This window comes from Burkholderia sp. Bp9143 (assembly GCF_003853645.1).
In the GTDB taxonomy this organism is placed as follows: domain Bacteria; phylum Pseudomonadota; class Gammaproteobacteria; order Burkholderiales; family Burkholderiaceae; genus Burkholderia.
On sequence record NZ_QTPO01000061.1, the window covers coordinates 24,291 to 45,903 of the forward strand.

Consider the following 21,613-nt stretch of genomic DNA (forward strand, 5'->3'; position numbering starts at 1 on the left):
GCGTGCGGTGCACCGGTGGTTTGCGCTCGAGGAATTCGACATGACCGACAGGCTGAAGACATTCTTAAACAGCCCCGTCAACCACCCACTCCGGCCGCTCCCCTTCCGCAAGCAACCAGCGATACACTGCAGCCATCCGTTCCGCGACGCTGCGCCAGATAAAGCGCTCCGCGACCATCACCCGTCCACGCTCCCCGATCTCGCTCAGTGTTCTCTCATCCGCCGCACCGAACTTCACCAGAAACTGCTTGATATCGTCGACATCCGCCCCGATTCTGAACGCCGCCCCGGCGTCAAATCCTTCCGGCAGATTGCATGCGTCCGTCAGTGCGCACGGCACGCCGACCGACCATGCTTCCAGCGGGACCATCGGCAGACCCTCGCTGAACGACGGCAGGATCAACCCGTGACAGGCCGCATAGGTCTGCTGTTTCGCCCCACCGAATTGCGGCCCGATGAACCGAACCTGGTAATCGGCTCCCCGAGCCTCGACGATCTGGTGCAACTGATCGATATAAGCCTGGTCCCCCCAGCCGCCAACAATCAGCACCAGGCGCGGGTCCAGCGTTCCGTCCTGAAACATCGCTTTCCACGCGAGCAAAAGATTGTCCAAGCCCTTCTTTGGATGCAAGCGCCCGAAATACAACAACAACCGTTTTCCCTCAAGGTTATCGCTCCACCACGACGGCTTCGTTCGCACCTCCGTCTTGGGCATATGCACACCGTTCGGGATGATCGCGATCGGCTGTTCGAACCCGGCTGCGCGAATGCCGCGTGCCTCCTCCAAACTCAGTGCGTGAAAGCAAGCAGCTTCCCGTAAATGCGCGCGCTCATAACCGGTCAACGCGATCCACTTCTTGACCTTGGAGCGATTCAGAATCCAGCGATCCAGCATTCCGTGCGGAGAGATCAGGTAAGGCTTGCCATATCTGCGCCGCCACGCAACAACATCCGCCGATGGGTGCATCCAGATGCCGTGCGTATGCACGAGTTCCGCGCCGGAACTCAGCAGGGCCTGACGCATCGCGGGAGCGAAACCTATGGATTTCGGGCCCAGAGGTTTCGAGGTAGTCAGCGGAATCGCGCCCCACTCCGCACGGTCCTCCTGTGTATGACCATCTTCCAAGCCGAAAACGTGCGGCGAGATCCCCGCGTCGGGCAACTGAAGAACCAACCCCCTAACTGCATCGAACAAGCCGCCGGCATTGCGTGACACTGAAGAGGTTACAACGGCAACGTTCGCAACGGACGCGCGTTCGCCAATTGCTTTGACTGTTAGCCCCATACTTTTCACAAGGCACCTTTAAATCAACAATTTCGATACGTTCGACCCCAATCCGGAATTCGAATCATCTATCGAGCGATCATTGCGACACCCTGCGCCTTACCGGTCGACAAGGGGTTCCGACGCAAATCATCCCTTCCTCCATATCCGAAAACACCGAGCTTCGTGCGCCAACGACAGCGCCACGGCCGACGGTCACACCTGGGGCGACAAACACATCCGAGGCTACCCAGGCCTGTTCCTCGATGCGGATCGGCCGGCCGCGAATTGCGAAGTCAACACGAGTAGGATCGTGATCGCCGGCACACAAATACGAGCGCTGCGAGACAACCGCATGCGCGCCGACCTCAATCGGTCCCAAGCTGTATAGCACCGCATCGTCCCCGATCCAGCTGTGATCGCCGAGCGTTACTTTCCACGGATACGTCACCACGGACGTCGGTCGGATCAGCACACCCTTCCCGACTCGCGCGCCGAATAAACGCAATAGGAATCGGCGCCAGCCATACATGAATTGCGGTGATGCCCGAAACAGGATCGACTGACAGATCCACCAGAGCTGAACGATCACGATGCCGCGTCCGCGGAAGCCACTCGGTACAGCAAAGCGGCTCAGATCCTGATATGTCAATCGATCGCCAAGGCGATCGGAATCCTCGGTCTTCGTGTCATACGTCATGCTTTGATCACTCTATCAACGATATCTGCCAATCTCTGGCCCAAACTCGGCGAGTTGAGCTGTTGATATTTCGCAAACGCACGTGAGGCCGTGTTGCGGATGATCTCCGGCGGCAAATTCCAGATCTCGGTCAAAGCCCCTGCCAATGCATCCGCTCCGCCGTCGTGCGCATAGAGAAATCCGGTTTCGAAGGGCTCCACATTTTCCGGCTCAGGACCCATGTGCATCGGCAATCGGTCGTGCACCAGAGGCGGCAAACTGAGGCCGAACATATGCACGACGCTCAAGCCGGCAGCGCCCGGATAGCAGCCAATCCGGCACTTTCTGCTGATCGCGGCGATCTCGCCGTCGTCGAAAATCCCGCCGTGCCAGATCACGTGAGCTCGCCCCGCATACTTGTCCTGCAAGCGGGCTCGTTGCTCGCCGTCACCAACGACGTGCAGCACAATACAATGCCCTTCGCTCACGAGCGCTTCCACGGCCTGGATCAGGATTTCTACATTACAGCCCTCACGCAACCTCCCGACGAACAGCACGCCCTGTTCGGTGCCGGTCTTCTCCGACGGCGCGACCGTCCGTTCGACCAAGAGCGAATTGCTCGCGACGGTAAGCTTCGACGGCGGGCAACCAATGCGCTCGAGCGAGCGCTTCGATACTTCCGCGTAGCAGACGTAATGCGAGGAAAGTGCAACCGCGGCGCGATAACAAAGTGTACGCAACAGGCCAGGTTTCTCGTAACGGTAAAGCCCTTGTCCGTGAATCACCATCGGAACGCACGTCAGACGACCAACGACCAATGCCAGCCACAACGAAACGTAAGTCACATCGGCGAAGATGAATACGGCTGCCGGCCGCTCGCGCATGATGCGCGGCACAACCTTTGTCTGGACTTTGACGCGCCTACGGAACACATTGTTGATCGGCGTTTCGACGAACTCTTCGCATTTGGGGCGTTCGCGCGAAAACCCCCGCGACTCGACCCCATCGGAGCTCGCGAAGACCTTCACGTTGAAGCGTTGGCTGAGCGCCGCGATAACCTCAACCCGATAACGGGCAATCAACGGTTGCACGTAATAGACCGTATGCTTCAACGCAAACTGAGTGGCTGCGCCCGCGCCGTTACCACTCCGATTCGATGTTTTGTGGTTCGTCACTGTCCCGTCCAAATGATCAACTCGACTCACGAAACACAACTATCCACTTCGTCGAGGTGCCAGCTCTGCGATGTAGCAATGGCATTAACGACGTTGCGTCCGAAAGCCTGCGGCGTATGTGCCACCGCGAACGCGCGCAACCGACCCGATCCGCTCATCGCGGCCACGCTGTCGGTGAGGCTAGACCAATTGAAGTGAACCTCGCTCGGTCCATCCGTGACAAAATCGCTCCACCGGATGCCTAGCATGTACCGCTCTCGATAGTGTTCAATCAGTCCGTAGCCTGCCGTCACAACGGGCACTCCAGCCTGCGCCGACTGAATCAACACACCACTCATTCCACTGAAGTTCTCGTAGCACAGCCAAGCCACGTCGGCGCAGGCGAAGGCCTGCCCTTCCTCAAGATTCGTCACGAAGCGATCGACAGAGACGAACTGGTGTTTCCGCTCCGGCCGACGCTCAAGATACTCGGCGATCATCCGCTTCGCTTCGCCATTCTGCGCGCCCATCATCAGCAAACGGAAATGCGACGGCAGATCCGGTGCGTCAAACAACCTCAACAGCTTCGCAAGCCCTTTGCGAGGGCTAACCGAGCCATACAGCAAAATCACGAAATCGCTCGGCGAGAGGCCGTGAACCAAACGCGCCTCCGACCGCTCTGCGGGTTGCCGGATGAAGGAAACGTCAGGAACGTAGCGAACCTTACCGGAATGACGCTTCATCGTTCGGCCGACAAATTCGGCTAGCGGCTCGTCGATCGATGTCAGTACGGCAAGATTTCGCGTCTTGAGCGCAAGGTTAAAAAAGAACTTGTTAACAATATCCTGCTTGCCGTGCGTGCCGATAATGCCGCAAGCCGCATGATGAAACTTTGCAGCCAACAACATCCCGCCGAACGGTGTCTCGCCGAATGGTGATCCGAACCAGCCAATCACCTTATCGATGTTGTTGAAGAAAGGCACATATACGAAATCAATCTTCTCGTACCCGGATACGGTTCGATAGCCTGCCTGAAACGCACGAATCCATCGGTACTGCAAGCGAAACAACTCGAACCGGCTCGTCCCCCCTGGCGGCACGTCTGGCATCGTTGCGATCTTCAACCGGTCGCCGAACTCGGACCGCAGCGCATTACATGCGTCATGACGCGTCGCTTCGGTGCTAGTCAGCATAATGACCTTCAACCCACGGGCAAGCGCCTCAGCCACGATCAACCGGACGTACAGCACCATGCGGTGACCGGTCGCATCAGGTTCGACGATCATCAATGTCGCCATTCCGTTCCCCTACGCGCGTTCGGTCCTGATGTCATCACGCATCAAGATCTGCTTGAAAAGATCGAAATACTGTTCGGCCACACGTTTAACGGAAAAAGCGCTGAGGTCCCGCTTGAACCGCGCCTGATACGTAACGAATGATTCGATCGCTGCCGCGTAGCGCGCGCTGTCCGACACGGGAACGCATCGGATTCCTTCAAACCCGTTCAGCTTCGCAAACGCATCGATATCCGACGCGACGACCGGAATGCTGCTGGCTAGCGCCTCGATCATCGCAACGCTGTGCGCCTCGCGCAGCGAGGGCATCAGGTAAACATCCGCCGCGGACAGAAGCGATGGCACGTCCGACCGACTGCCCAGCCACAAGACATGGTGCTCGAGATTCAGTTCGGCGATTTTGTCGACCACTTCCTGGCGATATTCCTCGGTCTCCGTCAGGCCGGCGAACCAAAGCATGACATCGTGTCCAGCGTCAACGAGCCGCTTGAGCGCCAGTACGCTGGATACCTGCCCCTTCACTCGCGCAACGCGACCGACCTGCAACAGAACGATCTGCTTCTCACCCGCCTGCAACGCATGGCGCAGCCTGTATCGCTCGGCCGGATCGAAACGAAAACGATCAATCTGCGTACCGTTCGGGATCGTCTCGAGCCTGCCCACGCTACCGAATCGCTTTCTGTAGTTGTCGCGGGCAGTGTCGGTCACGGTTACAACCGCTGCCGCCGCAAAACGCAACAGATACTCGGAAGTACGCAATGCGGCATTCGAATAGTCGTCGTTCGTCGCAGAGTGCAGCACGCTGACTACCGGAATGGAAGCACCGGACAATCTCGCCGCGGCCCGGGCATACGCGGCCGGGATCACTGAATGCGCGACGACAATGTCCGGCTGGAACTCGCGGTATGCGCGGCTGATCAAGCGCAATCGGTCTAGACGTCCAGTCACATGTGGCGGGTTCGTGTACCAGACACCCCGTTGCACAAGCGGATCAACAATTTTCTCGAAATCCGGATCGGACGGATTCAACGCCGCGATGCCCGTGACTGCGCCGTGCCCGGCGTGTGCGTCTGCCAGGCTGCACGCGAGGACTTCCGCCCCCGAATGCCGTGGCGTCAGAACAATATGGAGAATTCGCATCGCCGAGTCTCCTCAAGCAGACAACGAAAAGCCGGCCCGCAATTTCTGCAGGGGCAAAACGATTGCGGCACCGCTCAAGAATCCGATCAGTACCACGTGGTACGGGATCTCCGACAACAGATATCCGAGCAATGTAATCAGCCCTGAAATTGGCACTCCGATGGTAGCGAGCGGCAACAACTCTCGTAAATCGCCACGCGCGTCGGCAATCATTTCTCGAAGCATGATCAAGCAGCACACAAAAACCGAAATAGCAGACGCAAGTGCGACACCGATCGCGCCAAGCAAAGGTACTGCGATAGCAGATAGGCTCAGCAACACGACCAGTTGTACCGATGTGGCAACCGTGACCCGACTCGGCCGCCCCGTTCCACGAAGATATGCGTTGAGCAGACCAACGAGCACGCCCACCGCCATCAAGTAGACAAAGATCCGGAAAAATGGCACGGCACCGCGCCACTGACTGCCGAGAGTCAAACTGACGATGTCCGGCGCCGCCACGCAAAGGAATGTCGCAAGCACCAAGCCGATCGCGCCCAGATGGCTAAACAGGGCCAATGCATACCTTACCGCATGCTCTTTATCTCTCCGTGCCAATTCGGCAAAGTTCGGGAACAGGTACTGGTTAAGCGCAATGCCAAAATCGGCCACGCCAAATTGGGCAAGGCGACTTGCCGTCTGGTATAGACCCAGAGTCTGTACGCCAAAGGTCTTGACCGTGATCAGCCGATCAAGTTGATTGACGACCATCGTCAGCAAGCTGCTCGCCCAAACCCAGCGGCCAAACCCCATGACCTCGCCAAGCGGCGCCGTGTCGAAGTTCAGACGCGGTCGTGTAGCAAACACGATATGCGACGCGATAGCCTTCAGCAACTCGGCCAGCGGAAGCGCCGCAAGCACCCATACCACGTCGTGATAGGCGAATGCCGCAACACAGGACATCACGAAGTCAACGATGACGAAAGCCGTCGTCAACAGGGCAACCGTGCGAAACCGTCGTTCGCGTTGGGCGATCGCAACCCGCATGCTTGCCATGCACCGCGCAAACGGCACCAGCGCGACAAGTTGCAACAGCGTCGTGCTCTCCGGAATGCTCATCAATCGCGCGATCGGCGCCGAAGTCACGAACAAGACAACTGAAAGAATCGTGCCCCGCACTGCGTTTGCCGTCCACAATGCGTCCAGGCTCCGCTGATCCAGCAACTCACGTTGCTGGATCAGCGCATGGCTCAATCCCATTTCGGTGAGAGATTCCGCAATCGACAGAGCCATCAGGGCTGCGGCAATCAGACCGATCGACTCCGGCCCCAACAAGCGTGCCAAAAGAAAGAACTTGAACGCCACCAGCAGGCGCGACACACCTTGTTGCGCGAACACCCAGGTCGCGCTGCTCTCGTCAAATCGCATCATCGTGGTTTGCCGTCTCTACCCGCTTAAACCCGCTCGGTCATCTGGGCTTCGGGACGCTGGAGAAAATCGCGGTAGGTCGAAGCCAGTCCTTCGTCGAGACCAATCTTCGCAGTCCATCCCAGTTCGGTCAGCTTGCTGACGTCGAGCAGTTTCTGCGGCGTGCCATCCGGCTTCGTCACGTCGAATTCGATTCGACCGTCGAATCCCACCGTTCGCATAGCGGCGTGCGCCAATTCCTCGATCGTGACATCCGATCCGCATCCCACGTTGTACAGGCTCGAATCGATGTCCCTCTCCAAAGCGAAAACTGTCGCGTCAGCCATGTCATCGACGTGCAGGAACTCGCGGCGCGCGCGACCGGTTCCCCACACCTGGAGGTTGTCCTTGCCTTCGAGATTCGCCTCGTGCGCCTTGCGTAGCAATGCAGGCAACACGTGGCTGTTGTTCAGGTCATAGTTGTCGTTCTGGCCGTACAGGTTTGTCGGCATCAGCGACACGTACTTCGTCCCGTATTGCCGGTTGTACGACTCGCAAAGCTTGATGCCCGCGATCTTTGCAATTGCGTACGGCTCGTTCGTCTTTTCCAGCGGCCCGGTCAACAAATACTCTTCCTTGATCGGCTGCGGGCACTCGCGCGGATAAATACATGACGACCCGAGGAACACCAGGCGCTCGACTCCTGCACGATAAGCCGCGTGAATCACGTTGGCTTCGATCATCAGGTTCAGGTACAGGAAATCGGCCGGATACGTATTATTGGCCAGAATCCCGCCCACCTTGGCTGCCGCAAGCACGACGACGTCAATCGCGCTGTCTCGGAAAAACGCATCGACGGCCGCCTGATCAATCAGATCAAGCTCGGATCGACTGCGTGTCACGATATCGCGATACCCCTTCGCCACGAGATTGCGCACGACCGCCGAACCGACCATTCCACGATGTCCGGCGACGAAAATTCGCGTGTTCTTGTCCATGGCACTCACTCGTTGTATTCGAACGTCTTGAAACCGGCAAGGTTCACGAGCGCATCGCGCTTTGCCACCTGATAGTCCGCTCGCACCATTTCGGTGACCAACGACTCGAATGACGTCGTCGGCCTCCAGCCCAGTTTCTCGTGAGCTTTGGTCGGATCACCCAGCAACGTTTCGACTTCAGTCGGACGGAAATAGCGCGGATCGACACGGACAATCACCGTGCCGGGAATCACTTTCGCCTCCGAGCCCGTTACCTTTTCGACGATACCGATCTCGCTAACGCCTTCGCCTTCGAATCGCACGGTAATGCCGAGTTCGGCAGCGGCCTGCTTGACAAAGTCGCGTACGCTGTACTGCACGCCCGTCGCAATGACGAAGTCTTCAGGCTGCTCCTGTTGCAGCATCATCCATTGCATTTCGACGTAGTCGCGTGCATGTCCCCAGTCACGCAGCGCTGACATGTTGCCCAGGTACAGGCAGTCCTGCAGGCCGACCGCGATCCGCGCGATCGCGCGCGTGATCTTGCGTGTTACGAAGGTCTCGCCGCGTACCGGCGATTCGTGGTTGAACAAGATGCCGTTGCACGCATAGATACCGTATGCCTCGCGGTAGTTGACGGTAATCCAGTACGCGTACATCTTCGCGACCGCATACGGGCTACGCGGGTAGAACGGTGTCGTCTCCTTCTGCGGAATCTCCTGCACGAGACCGTAAAGCTCCGACGTCGATGCCTGATAAAAGCGCGTCTTCTTCTCGAGCCCGAGAATCCGGATCGCTTCAAGAATCCGCAGCGCGCCGATACCATCGGCATTCGCCGTATATTCCGGCTCTTCGAACGAAACGGCGACGTGGCTCTGGGCGGCGAGGTTGTAGATCTCGTCAGGCTGCACACGCTGGATGATGCGCACGAGGCTCGTCGAATCTGTCAGGTCACCATGATGCAGTACGAAGCGCCGGTCGGACACATGCGGGTCTTGATAGAGATGATCGATCCGATCGGTATTGAACAGTGAAGCACGACGCTTGATACCGTGCACTTCGTAGCCCTTGTTCAGTAGCAGCTCCGCAAGGTATGAGCCGTCTTGCCCCGTGACGCCGGTAATTAAAGCAACTTTACGATTCATGATTCGATACTCCCAATTTGACGTGCCGCATGTGTCGATTTCAAACACATTCCGCGATGTAGTTCACTCTGAAACGCTTTCGTATCCGTAGTAACCGGAGTAATAGCTGCCATAGCCGAATCGATGCCGCGGCACGTCGGTCAACAACGTCCCCTTCAGCGCCACGCCACCACCACGCAGGCGGTTTGCGCATTCAATGAGTTCCGCGCGAGGGTGCTTTCCATGGCGAACTACGAGCAACGTCGCACCCGCATACCGACCGATCACTGTAGAGTCGGTGACTGCGAGCACGGGCGGCGTATCGACGATCACGAGGTCGTAGCGTCGCGACACTTCGTCGAGAAGCTTCTTGAACTTGTCGCTCAGCAGTAGCTCTGCCGGATTCGGTGGCAAAGAACCCTTCGGAAGCAGATCGACACCGGTCACGACATCGCGCTGAATTGCCTCGTCGAGGCTGAATCCCGTGATCACGTCCGATAGACCAGGTTGCTTGGTCACTCCGAGATACGAATGAACGTTGCCGCGGCGCATATCCGCATCGATGAGCAGTACGCGAGTACCGCTGCTCGCGATAACGGCCGACAAGTTCACGGACACGAACGACTTCCCGACATCCGGTCGAGGGCCTGTAATCACGATCACGTTATTGGACGAATCGAGCAACCCGAACTGCAATGCCGTTCTCAGGCTGCGAATGCCCTCAGTAGCCAGATCCTCGCTCTCGAGCGACGCCAAAACGTGGGGGCCAGGTAGCCCGCGATCCATTGCTTGTTGCAGGTTGATCTGTGCTTGACTATGAGGAATCGTTGCGTAGACCGGCAAATCGATAGCCTTCTCGATTTCGTCGCTGTGCTTCAACCCGCCAAACAATGCGTGCTTCGCGAACGCCGTCACCGTACCGATCACAAGCCCGAGCAACGCGGCCAACACGATGACGAGCGGCCGTTTCGGCTTCACCGGTTCATCGGCTACCACTGCAAAGTCGACGACACGGACGTTACCGACTTGGCCAGCCTTGACGATGCGCAGTTGCTGCGCGTTGTCCAGCAAGCTCGTATAAAGCTCTGTGTTCACACGCACATCGCGCAACAGCCGCAATGCAGACTGCTCCGTATCGGGAAGCGTCAGCACGCGCTTGTTCAACTGATCCTGTTGGGCATTGAGGGCTGCTATCTGTGCCGTCAATGCCGCAAGCGCAGGGTGCTCGCCCGTAAAGCGCTGGGCCATTTCGACACGTTGCTGTTCCAGATCCACGAGCTTGGTCTTGCCTTCGACGATCTGCTGCAGCAAAAGTCGGCTCTCTTCGGTCAGATCGACAGTCCCCTTTTTATTGCGAAAGGCGTTGTACTTGTCTTCAGACTGATCAAGCTGCTTGCGCAACTGCGGCAGTTGCTGATCAAGAAACGCAAGCGTGTGCTCCGCTTCAGCCGACTTCCGATCAATATTCTGTTGCACATACGTGGATGCGATCGTGTTGAGAATTTGAGCTGTCCGGGCACTATCGGTGCCGTCCAGGGATACACCGATCACGCCAGATTGCTTGGTCTTCTCGGCAATGACGAGATCGCCCTGCAATCGATTGATCGTCGCCTGGGTCGAAGCGCGACTGAAAACGAATTCCGTATTTGGTCGCGCTCGGAGACTTTCGACCGTCAATTCCACCGCGCCGTATTGATCAACGCCACGCTCAACCCGGCCGACCGCCCCCTTCAGAACGACATCGCCGTCCGGATTCACGAGTTCATAGTGGCCTCCATCCCGCGCAATCAGCTCGAACTTGGTACCGTAGCGTTCCTTTGGCACCTCGAACCGGGAGACTGCGATCTTCTCCCCTCCCCATGCGAAGTGCGTCATTCCGAACCAGGGAGATGCCAGTTTCTGGCTTCCTGCGATGCGTGCCAGCATCGCCCCGATCACGGGAAAATAGCGGGGCTGCGCCGAGATATCGAGATGCAATGCCTCCACTGTGTGACCGACCACTAGGCGAGAACGAATCAACTCGATCTCGGCGTCTGCGGTCTGTTTCGTATCAAAGATCGATGCAAGCTCGCCCAACGCATTTTGCGTCGAGTTTGCACTGTCTTCGACCTGAATCATCACGTCCGCACGATAGGCCGGCTTCGCGACGAACGCGTAGACCGCGCCGAGCAAGAGGATGAATGCGGCAATCGCGGAAATGAGTTTCCAGTTCTCGGCGACGACAGCCACATAGTCAGACAGGTGAATCTCGTCACCTTCCTGCATGTCGATGATTCTGGATTTATTTGCGGATTCCATAGTCAATTCTTGATCCGATTCATTTTGTCGATCCAGCGCTTCATGCACTGGTCGATTTGATTCAGAGCCAACTCGAATACCGACCGTCCACGCCGATAGGGATCGATGACATCGATCCGTTCGAATTCGCCAATACGGAACACCCGCCCTTTCGAAAACGGATAGCCGGCTTCAATTCTTTTGCGTTGGCTCTGCGTCATCGTGAGAATCAGGTCCGCCGAACGCATGTGTTCCAGATTCAGGTCGACGGCAATGTGTTCCCCAAGGTCGATGCCGCGCTCGGCCATCAATTCGACCGCCAGTGGGTCTGCACGCCGCCCCGCGAGTGCCGAACATCCCGCCGATCTGATTCGAGCCGACGGCAGCGCTCGAGCCAGCAGCGCCTGTGCCATCGGGCTCCGGCAAATGTTCCCTTCACATACAACCAGGATGTTGTCGATCATTTCGTCAACACTGCGCCGGTCAGACCTGCATTGATCGCGGGCAGCAGTAGACTGAGCACGCGGCTGAAGCGCACGAGTGCGTTGCCATCCACATACACGACGTCCTTTGGCTGCAGCTCAAACTGGTTTGCCAGCACCATCGAAACCGGTGAGTGAGCATTGAGATGAAAAACCTGAGGCTTTGCTTCCGATGCTCCACGAATCACATACAGCTGCGCAGCGTCCGCACTGGCGCTGTTCACGCTACCCGCCTGAGAAAGTGCATCGCTCAGCGTTAGCCTCCCGTTCTTCAACGGCAATGCCGTAATCGGCTTGTTGACTTCGCCCATCACGAAGGCGCCGTTGTCCTCGCGCGAGACGATACGTAGCAGATCCCCGTTCCTCAGCAGAATTCTGGAAGGATTGATGTTGTGGTCCAGCATCCGCGTGAGGTCGAGCCGGTACGACTTACCATTCCGCACGACGACCACCCGGCTTTGATCAGCCGTTGGGCTGAACCCACCTGCTCGGTTGATCGCCTCGTTCAACGTCATCGGCACATCGTTGACGGGGACGATACCTGGCGTATGGACTTCTCCGTCGACGTAAACTTGTTTTGCACGAAACGAAGAAACGCGCACCGTGACCTGTGGTTTCACGAATACCCGCTGCAGCGCGGCCTGGACGGTCCGTTGAGTTTGATCGATACGCATGCCGGCGACATGAACGCTTCCGGCATACGGCACCTGCACGTTGCCGTTGTCGTCGATGACGAAGCCTTGAACAGGGTCGTACGGCCGCGAGGTCGTCGACGTTTGCGCACCCTGCGCAACAGCAAGTTCGGGATGGTCCCAGACGGTGATCTGCAACACGTCACCCACGCCGAGCGTGTACGGCTCCGGTTTTGCTATCAGGTCGTTAAACTGCGTTTCGCCGGCACGCTGCCCGGCCTCACGCAGCTCCTGAATCAACGCCATGTTGATATCAGTGATCGGAATGTGAAGCTCCTGCTGGGTAGTATTTTCATCGCCGCCAGTCACCGGCAATGTTGCTTGCGTCGACATACGCATACCCGGTGCCACAGCGCACGCCGACAGTACAGCGCTCATCGTTGCGCCAATCACGATTCGCGCGCCATGACGGCCGAACGCGGCTGCCCTGCTCTCGCGCCGATCCCAAATACACCTCATCTCATCTTCCCCGGTTTATGTTTAGAGATGCGACAAATCACGACGTCGAAAACCGCTCAATAAGCGTTCGCATTAATCAACCCCTTCGCCACCGTCGCCAGCACGATCCGCATATCCAGCGCAAACGACCAGTTCCGCAGATAATAGAGGTCATACTCGACCCGCTTCTGCATCTTCTCGAGCCGATCGGTTTCGCCGCGATACCCGTTCACCTGGGCCCATCCGGTGATCCCGGGCTTGATCCGATAACGATGGATGTACCCTTCGACGACTTTCTGATAAAGCCGATCGTGCTCGATCGCATGAGGCCGCGGCCCGACCACCGACATTTCGCCGCGCAGCACGTTAAGAAACTGCGGCAGCTCGTCGAGGCTGGTTCGTCTGAGAAAGCGCCCGACCCGTGTGATGCGCGAGTCGCTCTTCGTCGCCTGCGTAACCACGCCTGCCTGTTCGGCGTGCACGCGCATCGTGCGGAACTTCAGGATCTGGAACTTGCGTCCGTCGGCACCCTTGCGGTATTGCTTGAAGAACACCGGCCCGCGCGACGACAACTTCACCGCGACAGCGATCACCACCATCAGCGGCAACAGCGCCATCAGCGCGACCGCGGCGAACAGGCGATCGAACACCTCCTTCTGCCACATCGCATGGCGCGGCAGCGGCGACGCAACGAGATTGATCGCCGGCGCGCCGATGAGGTCGATCATCGCGCCGTCGAACAGCGCGACGCTGCGCACATCGGGAATAAAGCGGATATTCACGAGATCGTCGCCGAACGCATTGACGAACCGCAGAACGGTCGCTTCCTCCGACAACGGCAGCGCGAGCCAGATTTCCCGGACACCGTTCTCACGGACAAACTGCGCGAACTTATCGAGTTCCGTGAATACCGGCACGCGATGCGAAGCACTTGCGGTGATCGGGCGCAGGTCGAATACGGCTGCCGGGCGAAATCCGCTGGCCGGCGACTCCTCGATGTTTCGAATCACCTGTTGACAATGTTGCGCGTGCCCCACCACCGCGACACTGCGCAGGTTGATGCCTGCATGCCGCACACTGCGCAGAAAAAGATGCGTGCCGATTCGCGATGCGATCAGTGCGCTCCCCGTCATCGCGGTCCAGTACACGAACCAAAGCCGCGAAATGACGTCCGAACGATGAAGCGAGAACATCAACACGATGCCGCATGCCTGCACGACGAGCCAAGCCAGCGAAATCTTTCCGCTCAGCCTCAGCATTGACCGTCCTCGCCACGATTCGTACACACCGAACACCGGAAACAGCACCAGCGTGAAGGCGATCGCGAACGTGACGAGCGCGCTGTCGAAGTGGCCTTCGGAAACCGTCTGATAGCGAAATTGCGACGCAAGCAACGAGCCGGCGACGATCAATGCGATATCCACGAGTCGAGCCATCATGCCTTGTAGACCGAACATTTCAATCTCCCGTCTGACGTCAACGATCACAGTCGAATCGGCGCATTACGCTCGCCCGTACGTATCGTCGAACCGCACGATGTCGTCCTCGCCGAGATACGATCCCGATTGCACTTCGATGAGCTCGAGCGGCAACTTTCCCGGGTTCTCGAGCCGGTGCGTGACGCCAAGCGGAATGAACGTCGACTGGTTTTCGCCGAGCATGAATTGCTCGTCGCCCCGCGTGACGAGTGCGGTCCCGCGCACGACGATCCAGTGCTCTGCGCGGTGGTGGTGCAGTTGAAGCGACAAGCGGCCGCCCGGATGCACGACGATGCGCTTGACCTGGAAGCGATCTCCGTGATCGATCGAGTCGTAGTAGCCCCACGGGCGTCGCACCTTCCGGTGCGTGTCGGCTTCCGGCGCCTGTTGAGCGCGGATCCGGCTCACCAGGCCCTTCACGTCCTGGACACGCGAGCGGTCGGCCACCAGCACCGCGTCGGCCGTCTCGACGACGACGGCATTGGTCATGCCCACGCATGCGACGAGTCGTCCTTCCGAATGCACGAAGCTGGACGTCGCACCTTCGAACACGACCTTGCCGCGCCCGACGTTGCCGTCCGGATCCTTGTCGAGCGCTTCCCAGACCGCATCCCACGAGCCCAGATCGGACCAGCCCGCATCGAGCGGAACGACCACGCCGTCCACCGTGCTCGCCTGGGACGCAAGACGTTCCATCACTGCGTAATCGATCGAATCCGACGGCGACTGACGAAAGGCATCGTCATTCGGCCGGAAGAACGGACCATCGTTGGTGCCTTGCACATGTGCCGTCATGCAGGCTGCGTGCATGTCAGGCTGAAGCGCGCGCAACGTGTCGAGCCAGACGCTCGCGCGCACGACGAAAATGCCGCTGTTCCACCAGTACGAACCCGCCTCGACGTACTGTGCGGCGAGTTCGGCTGCCGGTTTCTCGACGAATCGCTCGATCCGGTGTGCGCCCGCGCCCAGCGCTTCGCCGATCTTGATGTAACCGAAACCCGAATCGGGCCGAGTCGGCGGCACGCCAAGCGTCGCGATCGCACCGCGCCGCGCATGGTCCACCGCCAGTTCGATCGCGCGATGAAACGCAGCCGTATCGGCAATAGCGTGATCGGCGGGCATGGCAACGACGATCGCGTCTTGCCCGTCCGCACAGGCAGCGGCAGCAGCAAGGGTCAGCGCAGGCGCCGTATCCCGCCGGGTGGGCTCGACGATGATGCGGGCATCGAGTCCGCTGGCCCGAAGCTGCTCGGCTGTAACGAATCGATGCTCTTCACCGCAAACGACGATCGGCGCCGATACGTCGCCTTCCCCGATCGAAAAACCCGTCATGCGCTGGACGGTTGCCTGCAGCAAGGAGTCCGCACCCAGTACGCCGATCAGCTGCTTCGGATACTGCTCGCGCGACATGGGCCACAAGCGGGATCCCGATCCGCCTGCGAGAACGACCGGCGCGACGCGGAATTTCACGTCGGCTGGAGTGTCGCGGTCCGACCCGACCTGTCCTGTTTCGCCTTTCACTGCATCGATGGACGACGACATGTTCTGCACTCCTATTCTCTCAGGCAATGAATTCGATCTGCAAAACCGCAAGAATGCGCCTTGTCTTTCTCTAGGCCGACCCAGCTTTTCCTACAATTCCTGTTCCGCCTCACTCGAGCGTCCGCGGGACCGGTATTCCGAAGGCGTCACGTCGAGGTGTCGCCGGAAAATCTTGGCCAGGCGATCACCATTTCCCCACCCGCATCGCCGAGCGATCGTGCCGATCGGCAAATCGGTTTCCATCAACAGCTGCACCGTGCGCTCCAGGCGAACCTGCAACAGGAATTCCGACGGCGTCACGCCGATTTCCTGCTTGAAATGACGCAGGAAGTTCCGTTCACTCATGGCAGCAACACGCACTGCATCGCTGACGGATATCGCTCGCTCACAGTTCTTTCGCAACCAAATCTGTGCCGCCCGAATCCGGTCGGCGGGTACGCCATTACGTGCGTCATCATCCTGCTCGGCCGGATCGAGCGCGTCATTCAGCGCGAGCCGCGCCGCGATCCCGCGCACAGCATCGCTGCCCAGGTCGCGCTCGACAAGCGCCAATGCTGCTCTCGCCGGCTCGTAGCCGTCTCGCACCACGTTCACCACGTCGGTCGCGTGCGAACCCATTCGTGCTGCATCGATCAACATCCTGCCTTCACCGATCGACTCGACCGTGCCGGTCTTCGGCAGCACGGTCCGCAACCAGTCAATCATCCGGGCGTCGCGCGCGGCGCGCCGCGCGCCTTCTCCGCCTGCGACGAACAACGCGTCGAATGCATTCGCCGATCGCGCATCGCATACAGATGTCCGCACGCTGATGGCCGACGACCAGATGATGTTTCCGCCCTTCGACGAATAGAACCGAATGTCGTATAGCGGACGCCCGGTCGCTCGCGGCGCATAGAGTTCGTTTGCCACTTCGAACACCTCGAACACCGCTCCAGCTGCAAACAATGAAAATCCATCGAAGATGACAACGCCGATGTTCCGATTTCTGCGTGACCGCTTCCCTCCAACATCCGCTGCCGCCCCATCACTCGAATGATCGACAACCATGTGCGTCATAGCGTGCTCTCGGACATTCAGTCCAATCAACTTTTGCCGTCTTTGATCGTTTTTTTTACTCCGTTGCGACGCATCATACCGAGGGCGCCGAGTGGCGTTTAAACGCTGGCCGAATCGTACAAACAGTCGTCGGATTAGTCTGCGGGATTTCCCTGATCGGCCAAAACCTGGCGGTTTCCGACTAGCTTGTCGCAGCGAAATAGACGACGACGGAGGAGGAAACGCAGCGGTCACGCTGCAAGCGAGTGGTATGCGGCGGCGGAGACGATATGGCGATCGCAGCATAGGGACTTGTGCCGCTGGTCGTCGCTTGTCCGGCAAGGTGCGCGGCACCTTCGTGCATGAATCACGGCGCCGGTGGATATGATGCGGCACGCTCGCGCACCGGCAGCATCGTCCTGGAGGCAACGATTCGCCGCCGTAAAGTCCGACACCAAGGCAGCACGCTGCGATCAGTGCCGGTCATGTCCGGCCCCAGCGTCGTTGCGGCGTATTCGGCCACGGGTGTCGTGCGAAGCCGACTAGCCTGGATCCGCCATTCCGGCGCTCGGAGAAGCGCGCTGACGCTGCGATGCAGCGACTGTTGCGACAGTTTCTCGCATGTTTCGACGGAGGCCCGGCTGGCCGGCCGGTACTCACGTCAAGCCACCGGCAACTTGTCTGCGAGTGCGTCCGTCTACGACATCACCGCGCTCGCAACGAGCGACGCAATGCCTGCTGGAAGCGCAAATATCACTGACAGTGCCATTTTTTTCAGGATTCGCGCTCGCGCCATTTCACGCGAACCACGGGCTCGACGCGACTGAAATTCGAGCAGCAATAGCCCTTGACCATGTCGCGCGCCGGCCCAAAGACCCGACGCGGCGCTGAAGACGAGGTAGACCAGAACCCACACGAAACAGATCCTGGAGAAAATCATAAGAGCGACGTTCATATCGGCCATGCTCCGTTGTCGGCAAGGTCTCGCGCATCGAACCATGCGCTACGATGCCGCTAGCGTACATTGCAATGCAGCATACCCGACATGACAATCATTCCGTCGATTCCGCCAACCGGTTACCGTATGTTTGCGACTGGTAACGCGCGTCGCCAGATCGCGTCACGGAAGCAGCACACGCGACGACGCCGGGACGATTTCAGGATGTTTTCAGGTGATGAAGCGAGACGCGCGATGGGTCCGAGGCAATCAGCATGGCTTCCCGATCGATAAGCGTGCGGTTCGCGATACTGTTCGTACTGCTTTGTAATTAGCGATGCCTGACGACACGTATCGTCTTGCGGTTCCACGATTCGGACGACTGCGACTGGCAATCGCAGCACGTTCAATGCGACCCGTGATGAATAAAAAGGCCTGCGCGCCAGATGGCGCGCAGGCGAAATTCCGAGGAGAATTCCGGGGTGAACTCGTCTCCTCGAAAGGCCAGACGACAGACTAACTTCGAATCGACTGTTTCGAAGCGAGATGGCGGCTCCGACCACGATCATGGCCGAATGAAAATGTATCGATGCGCGCGCACGCGCTTCTCGATGAACATTGCACCATTGCGCACCATTGGCTTGGCACGATTGGCGGATTGCTTCGGTGTTTTGGCCGACGAGCGCAGCCTAGGCCGGTCATCATGAGATGCATGCATACGGACATCCGCCGTTCGAGCATCGGCAAAGCCGGCACGGCATTACGGTAGCCGAGTTGCATTCGAATGCGGAACGATGCCCGTGCACTTCGACAGATTTCCTGGAGCCGATCAGCCATGCTTCCGCTGGACACTTTCATGCGCGTCGTCGACGCAACCCCGCTCGTCGCGATCGACCTGATCATCTCGAACGGCAACGGGGCCTACCTGCTCGGTCACCGCGTCAATCGTCCCGCGCAGGGTTTCTGGTTCGTGCCCGGTGGCCGGATCCGGAAGAATGAACGTCTCGATGATGCGTTCAATCGCATCGTCCACGACGAACTCGGATGCAGCGGTCTGGAACGGGCCGATGCCGAACTTCTCGGCATCTATGACCACCTCTATGAAGACAACTTTGGCGGTGAGCCAGGCATCTCGACGCATTATGTCGTGATGGGATACAAGGTCCGCGGCAAGTTCGACCTTGTGTCGCTGCCGAATGCACAGCACACCGCATACCGGTGGGCGACCACCGACGAAATCATCGCCGACCAAACGATCCATCCGAATACCCGGACCTACTTCGACGAGTCTGCCTGAAACCAGACATGCGCCGCGCCCGGACTAAAACCGGCCTCTCACCGCCGGTCGTCCTCCGGGCGAATATTTCATCGAGACGACGTAGCGTTCCGCCAGTCCGAGCCTTCCGTCGACGCGAACATCCGGTCGCGAGCGGCCGCGCGATACTCCGTCGGCGACATCGCGAGATGCTGGCGAAACAGCTTGGCCAGCCGATCCCCGCTGCCAAGGCCGACGCGCCGCGCGACTTTGTCGGCGGGCAAGTCCGTCTCGACCAGCATGGAGCACGCTTTTTCGAGCCGTACGCGCAGCACGAACTCGGTTGGCGTCACGCCAATTTCGTTCTTGAAGCGCCGCAGGAAATTCCGCTCGCTCATTGCAGCTGCCTGAGCTGCATTTGCTATCGAGATGCGATTCGCGCTGTTGCTCCTGAGTTGATGAGCCGCTGCACGAATCAATTCACTGGCTCGAGCCTCCTGTACGCCAAACAGAACGCTCGCAAATTTTCGATTCGCGCCGGGCATCATGCATGCAACGATCTCCTGCGCGATTTCGTAACCTGCGTCGCGCACGACAATCGACAATGCGGCGGCGAACATGTCTTCGTCGTCGCCGGACGGCGCCGAGTCGCCTGTACCGCAAGCGGCCAGCGTCGCTTGCATCGCGTGCGGCACGGCTTCCGGACTTTTCTGGTTCAGGCGAATCCCGGTCAGCATTTCAACGCCGCCGCTGTCGCCCTTGACCACGCGCGCGCGCTGATGAGTATGCTGCAGCCAGGCGATGAAGGGATCGTCTAGACCGCTCGCCCGCCCCTGTCCACCCAGCACGAACATAGCCTGGACACTGCTCGCATCAAGCGGACGAGGTGCGTCCGTCCAGATCTGTACACCCGACGACGAACGAACGGCACCACCGTGACTGGAGTAGAGCCGCAATTCGTAACGGTCGGCAAACGCGGCGTCGACATGCTCAAGCTGATTTGCAAGTTCGAATACCGCGGCCAGTCGGCCCATTTGCATAATTGAAAATCCATCGAGCAACAGGATGATTACGCTGTCGCGCCGACGACCGATGGTTCTTCCCCGATCACCGCTCACTCGAAACCCCGTTGTCGTTACATCCGGCACTGTTTGCATCATCTCGGCCCTTAACAATTTTTTGCATTTTCTGCAGCGCATCATATGCGGCTAAATCGGCGGCCGTCCCATCAGTGTCCGATTTCGCCTCATTGTTGACGGAATCAATCAAGGCAGTGATGCGGTACTAATTATTTGTTGAGAATCAAGAAAAAGATGTGTGGCGGCGATACAAAAACAACAACACTTGATCCAGATCATTGACGTAATGTGTTTGTAAGGTTGCGCGAAAATCGTAGATCAAATAGGTGCACCCGTATCGGAGCACGACCGCGCGTTCAATTCCCTCACAAAACCGATTACATTCGAATACAGCAACGACCGGCAGCGCTCGTGGCTCGGGAGGCCGACAACCAGAATCGATCCGAACAGTACGTGCAATGCAGTCTGATGCATGGAATACCCGCTTGCAAACAGCGTCATATAATAATCTGATATAAAAAACGGCTGAAATTATAGTTTAACGTTTGCGCGAGTTCTTGGATTTTTCCATCCCCTGCACCCATGAATAATGTATTCATGGGGATAGCACGAGTCATCATATCAATATGTGTCTGCGTTGAGGCCGTAATAGACCGAAATATCGGGCACAACGTCGAGTCGGCCTCCCAAGCCACACATCGTCAAAACTCCCCCCCCTTTTTGCGCACCTGGACCAGCTACAACGCGAACGTGGTATAGACAGCGTCATCAACCGGAGGAAGCGCATTACGAGCCGAAGCGGACCCTCCGCCGCCCGCGAGATACTTGCGCGCAACACACCTTGTTCGGTTACGGAGCGCAGGCACGAACCAGGCGACTGATGACGAGCGTCACAGTGCCCGGACGGGGCCAATTGGCGGGTCGACGACACACGAACCGAAGATGTCGACCTGTCGAAGACAGAGCCGTTCGCATCGGAAGGCAACGAACCCGATCAACGGGCAAGACCTGCTCTGACGTCGTCATCCGGTTTACTATGGAATACACGCTATTCACGAGCTCGATCACACGACATGCGCATTGGTGTTCAATGCTTGGCAGTGCTCATCTCGAATGGCCGCGCTCGAGAATCCGAATGTGCGATAACGCAACCTCCACAATGATCGCTCGTGCCGCCGACCGTCGCCGAATAGGATTTGAGCACCTGGCCCCGTCATGTCCCATGGACTTGCGTGCTAATTTCTCGCGTCGTCTAGCGACTATCTGGTGGGCGTATTCTTTCGAATTGCCGACTACTTGTTCGTTAGACAGTATGACTCCGCGTGGCAGGGGCTGGCCTCTCGTGAGGAATCAAACGTGGGTTAGCATTTCTGCCAGAG

The 21,613-nt window shown here is 58.4% G+C and carries 17 protein-coding genes; 1 reads left to right on the plus strand and 16 read right to left on the minus strand.

Translation table 11 applies throughout. From position 1 onward, the window contains the following. Positions 1 to 64: 64 nt before the first annotated feature. The 15 genes from DIE23_RS33440 to DIE23_RS33510 all read right to left on the minus strand — a co-directional run bounded on the left by DIE23_RS33440 (position 65) and on the right by DIE23_RS33510 (position 17,927). Positions 65 to 1,285, minus strand: coding sequence for a glycosyltransferase (locus DIE23_RS33440; RefSeq protein ID WP_124616434.1), 1,221 nt, complete (start codon positions 1,283 to 1,285; stop codon positions 65 to 67). Between the two features lie 79 nt (positions 1,286 to 1,364). Continuing rightward, complete coding sequence (locus DIE23_RS33445) at positions 1,365 to 1,964, minus strand: putative colanic acid biosynthesis acetyltransferase (protein WP_124616436.1); 600 nt, start codon at positions 1,962 to 1,964, stop codon at positions 1,365 to 1,367. After that, positions 1,961 to 3,118, minus strand: a complete 1,158-nt coding sequence (locus tag DIE23_RS33450) for a glycosyltransferase (protein ID WP_124616438.1) — start codon at positions 3,116 to 3,118, stop codon at positions 1,961 to 1,963. The genes DIE23_RS33445 and DIE23_RS33450 overlap by 4 nt, the downstream gene beginning before the upstream one ends. A gap of 26 nt (positions 3,119 to 3,144) precedes the next feature. Further along, entirely contained in the window at positions 3,145 to 4,395 is a 1,251-nt protein-coding gene (locus tag DIE23_RS33455) for a hypothetical protein (protein ID WP_124616441.1), read from the minus strand. Between the two features lie 9 nt (positions 4,396 to 4,404). After that, entirely contained in the window at positions 4,405 to 5,532 is a 1,128-nt protein-coding gene (locus DIE23_RS33460; RefSeq protein WP_124616443.1) for a glycosyltransferase family 4 protein, read from the minus strand. A 12-nt stretch (positions 5,533 to 5,544) separates the two neighbouring features. Further along, the gene (locus tag DIE23_RS33465; protein ID WP_260436293.1) at positions 5,545 to 6,942 is read right to left on the minus strand and encodes an oligosaccharide flippase family protein; all 1,398 of its coding nucleotides are present in this window, start codon (positions 6,940 to 6,942) and stop codon (positions 5,545 to 5,547) included. Between the two features lie 23 nt (positions 6,943 to 6,965). Then, positions 6,966 to 7,916 (minus strand): GDP-L-fucose synthase, encoded by a 951-nt coding sequence (locus DIE23_RS33470; protein WP_124616445.1) that lies wholly within the window; start codon positions 7,914 to 7,916, stop codon positions 6,966 to 6,968. 5 nt (positions 7,917 to 7,921) lie between these two features. Further along, positions 7,922 to 9,040 carry a GDP-mannose 4,6-dehydratase gene (gene gmd, locus DIE23_RS33475; protein WP_124616447.1) on the minus strand — a complete coding sequence of 373 codons (1,119 nt, stop codon included), beginning with the start codon at positions 9,038 to 9,040 and terminating at the stop codon, positions 7,922 to 7,924. A gap of 63 nt (positions 9,041 to 9,103) precedes the next feature. Continuing rightward, positions 9,104 to 11,317 carry a polysaccharide biosynthesis tyrosine autokinase gene (locus DIE23_RS33480; protein WP_124616449.1) on the minus strand — a complete coding sequence of 738 codons (2,214 nt, stop codon included), beginning with the start codon at positions 11,315 to 11,317 and terminating at the stop codon, positions 9,104 to 9,106. Positions 11,318 to 11,319: 2 nt separating this feature from the next. Then, positions 11,320 to 11,760: a low molecular weight protein-tyrosine-phosphatase gene (locus tag DIE23_RS33485; protein WP_124616451.1), complete on the minus strand. Its 441-nt coding sequence runs from the start codon at positions 11,758 to 11,760 to the stop codon at positions 11,320 to 11,322. Beyond that, on the minus strand, positions 11,757 to 12,848 hold the full coding sequence (locus DIE23_RS33490; protein WP_260436294.1) for a polysaccharide biosynthesis/export family protein: 1,092 nt from the start codon (positions 12,846 to 12,848) through the stop codon (positions 11,757 to 11,759). The genes DIE23_RS33485 and DIE23_RS33490 overlap by 4 nt, the downstream gene beginning before the upstream one ends. A gap of 137 nt (positions 12,849 to 12,985) precedes the next feature. Next, complete coding sequence (locus tag DIE23_RS33495) at positions 12,986 to 14,365, minus strand: undecaprenyl-phosphate glucose phosphotransferase (RefSeq protein ID WP_124616455.1); 1,380 nt, start codon at positions 14,363 to 14,365, stop codon at positions 12,986 to 12,988. 45 nt (positions 14,366 to 14,410) lie between these two features. Further along, complete coding sequence (locus DIE23_RS33500; protein WP_260436296.1) at positions 14,411 to 15,928, minus strand: mannose-1-phosphate guanylyltransferase/mannose-6-phosphate isomerase; 1,518 nt, start codon at positions 15,926 to 15,928, stop codon at positions 14,411 to 14,413. A 90-nt stretch (positions 15,929 to 16,018) separates the two neighbouring features. Further along, positions 16,019 to 16,984, minus strand: coding sequence for a GlxA family transcriptional regulator (locus DIE23_RS33505; RefSeq protein WP_124616457.1), 966 nt, complete (start codon positions 16,982 to 16,984; stop codon positions 16,019 to 16,021). Positions 16,985 to 17,660: 676 nt separating this feature from the next. After that, positions 17,661 to 17,927 carry a hypothetical protein gene (locus DIE23_RS33510; protein WP_124616459.1) on the minus strand — a complete coding sequence of 89 codons (267 nt, stop codon included), beginning with the start codon at positions 17,925 to 17,927 and terminating at the stop codon, positions 17,661 to 17,663. A gap of 808 nt (positions 17,928 to 18,735) precedes the next feature. Between DIE23_RS33510 and DIE23_RS33515 the strand changes: the two genes are divergently transcribed. Beyond that, entirely contained in the window at positions 18,736 to 19,197 is a 462-nt protein-coding gene (locus DIE23_RS33515) for a GDP-mannose mannosyl hydrolase (protein ID WP_124616461.1), read from the plus strand. A 68-nt stretch (positions 19,198 to 19,265) separates the two neighbouring features. On the opposite strand, the gene DIE23_RS33520 is transcribed toward DIE23_RS33515, so the two are convergent. Next, positions 19,266 to 20,357, minus strand: a complete 1,092-nt coding sequence (locus DIE23_RS33520) for a helix-turn-helix domain-containing protein (RefSeq protein ID WP_260436297.1) — start codon at positions 20,355 to 20,357, stop codon at positions 19,266 to 19,268. Positions 20,358 to 21,613: the final 1,256 nt, after the last annotated feature.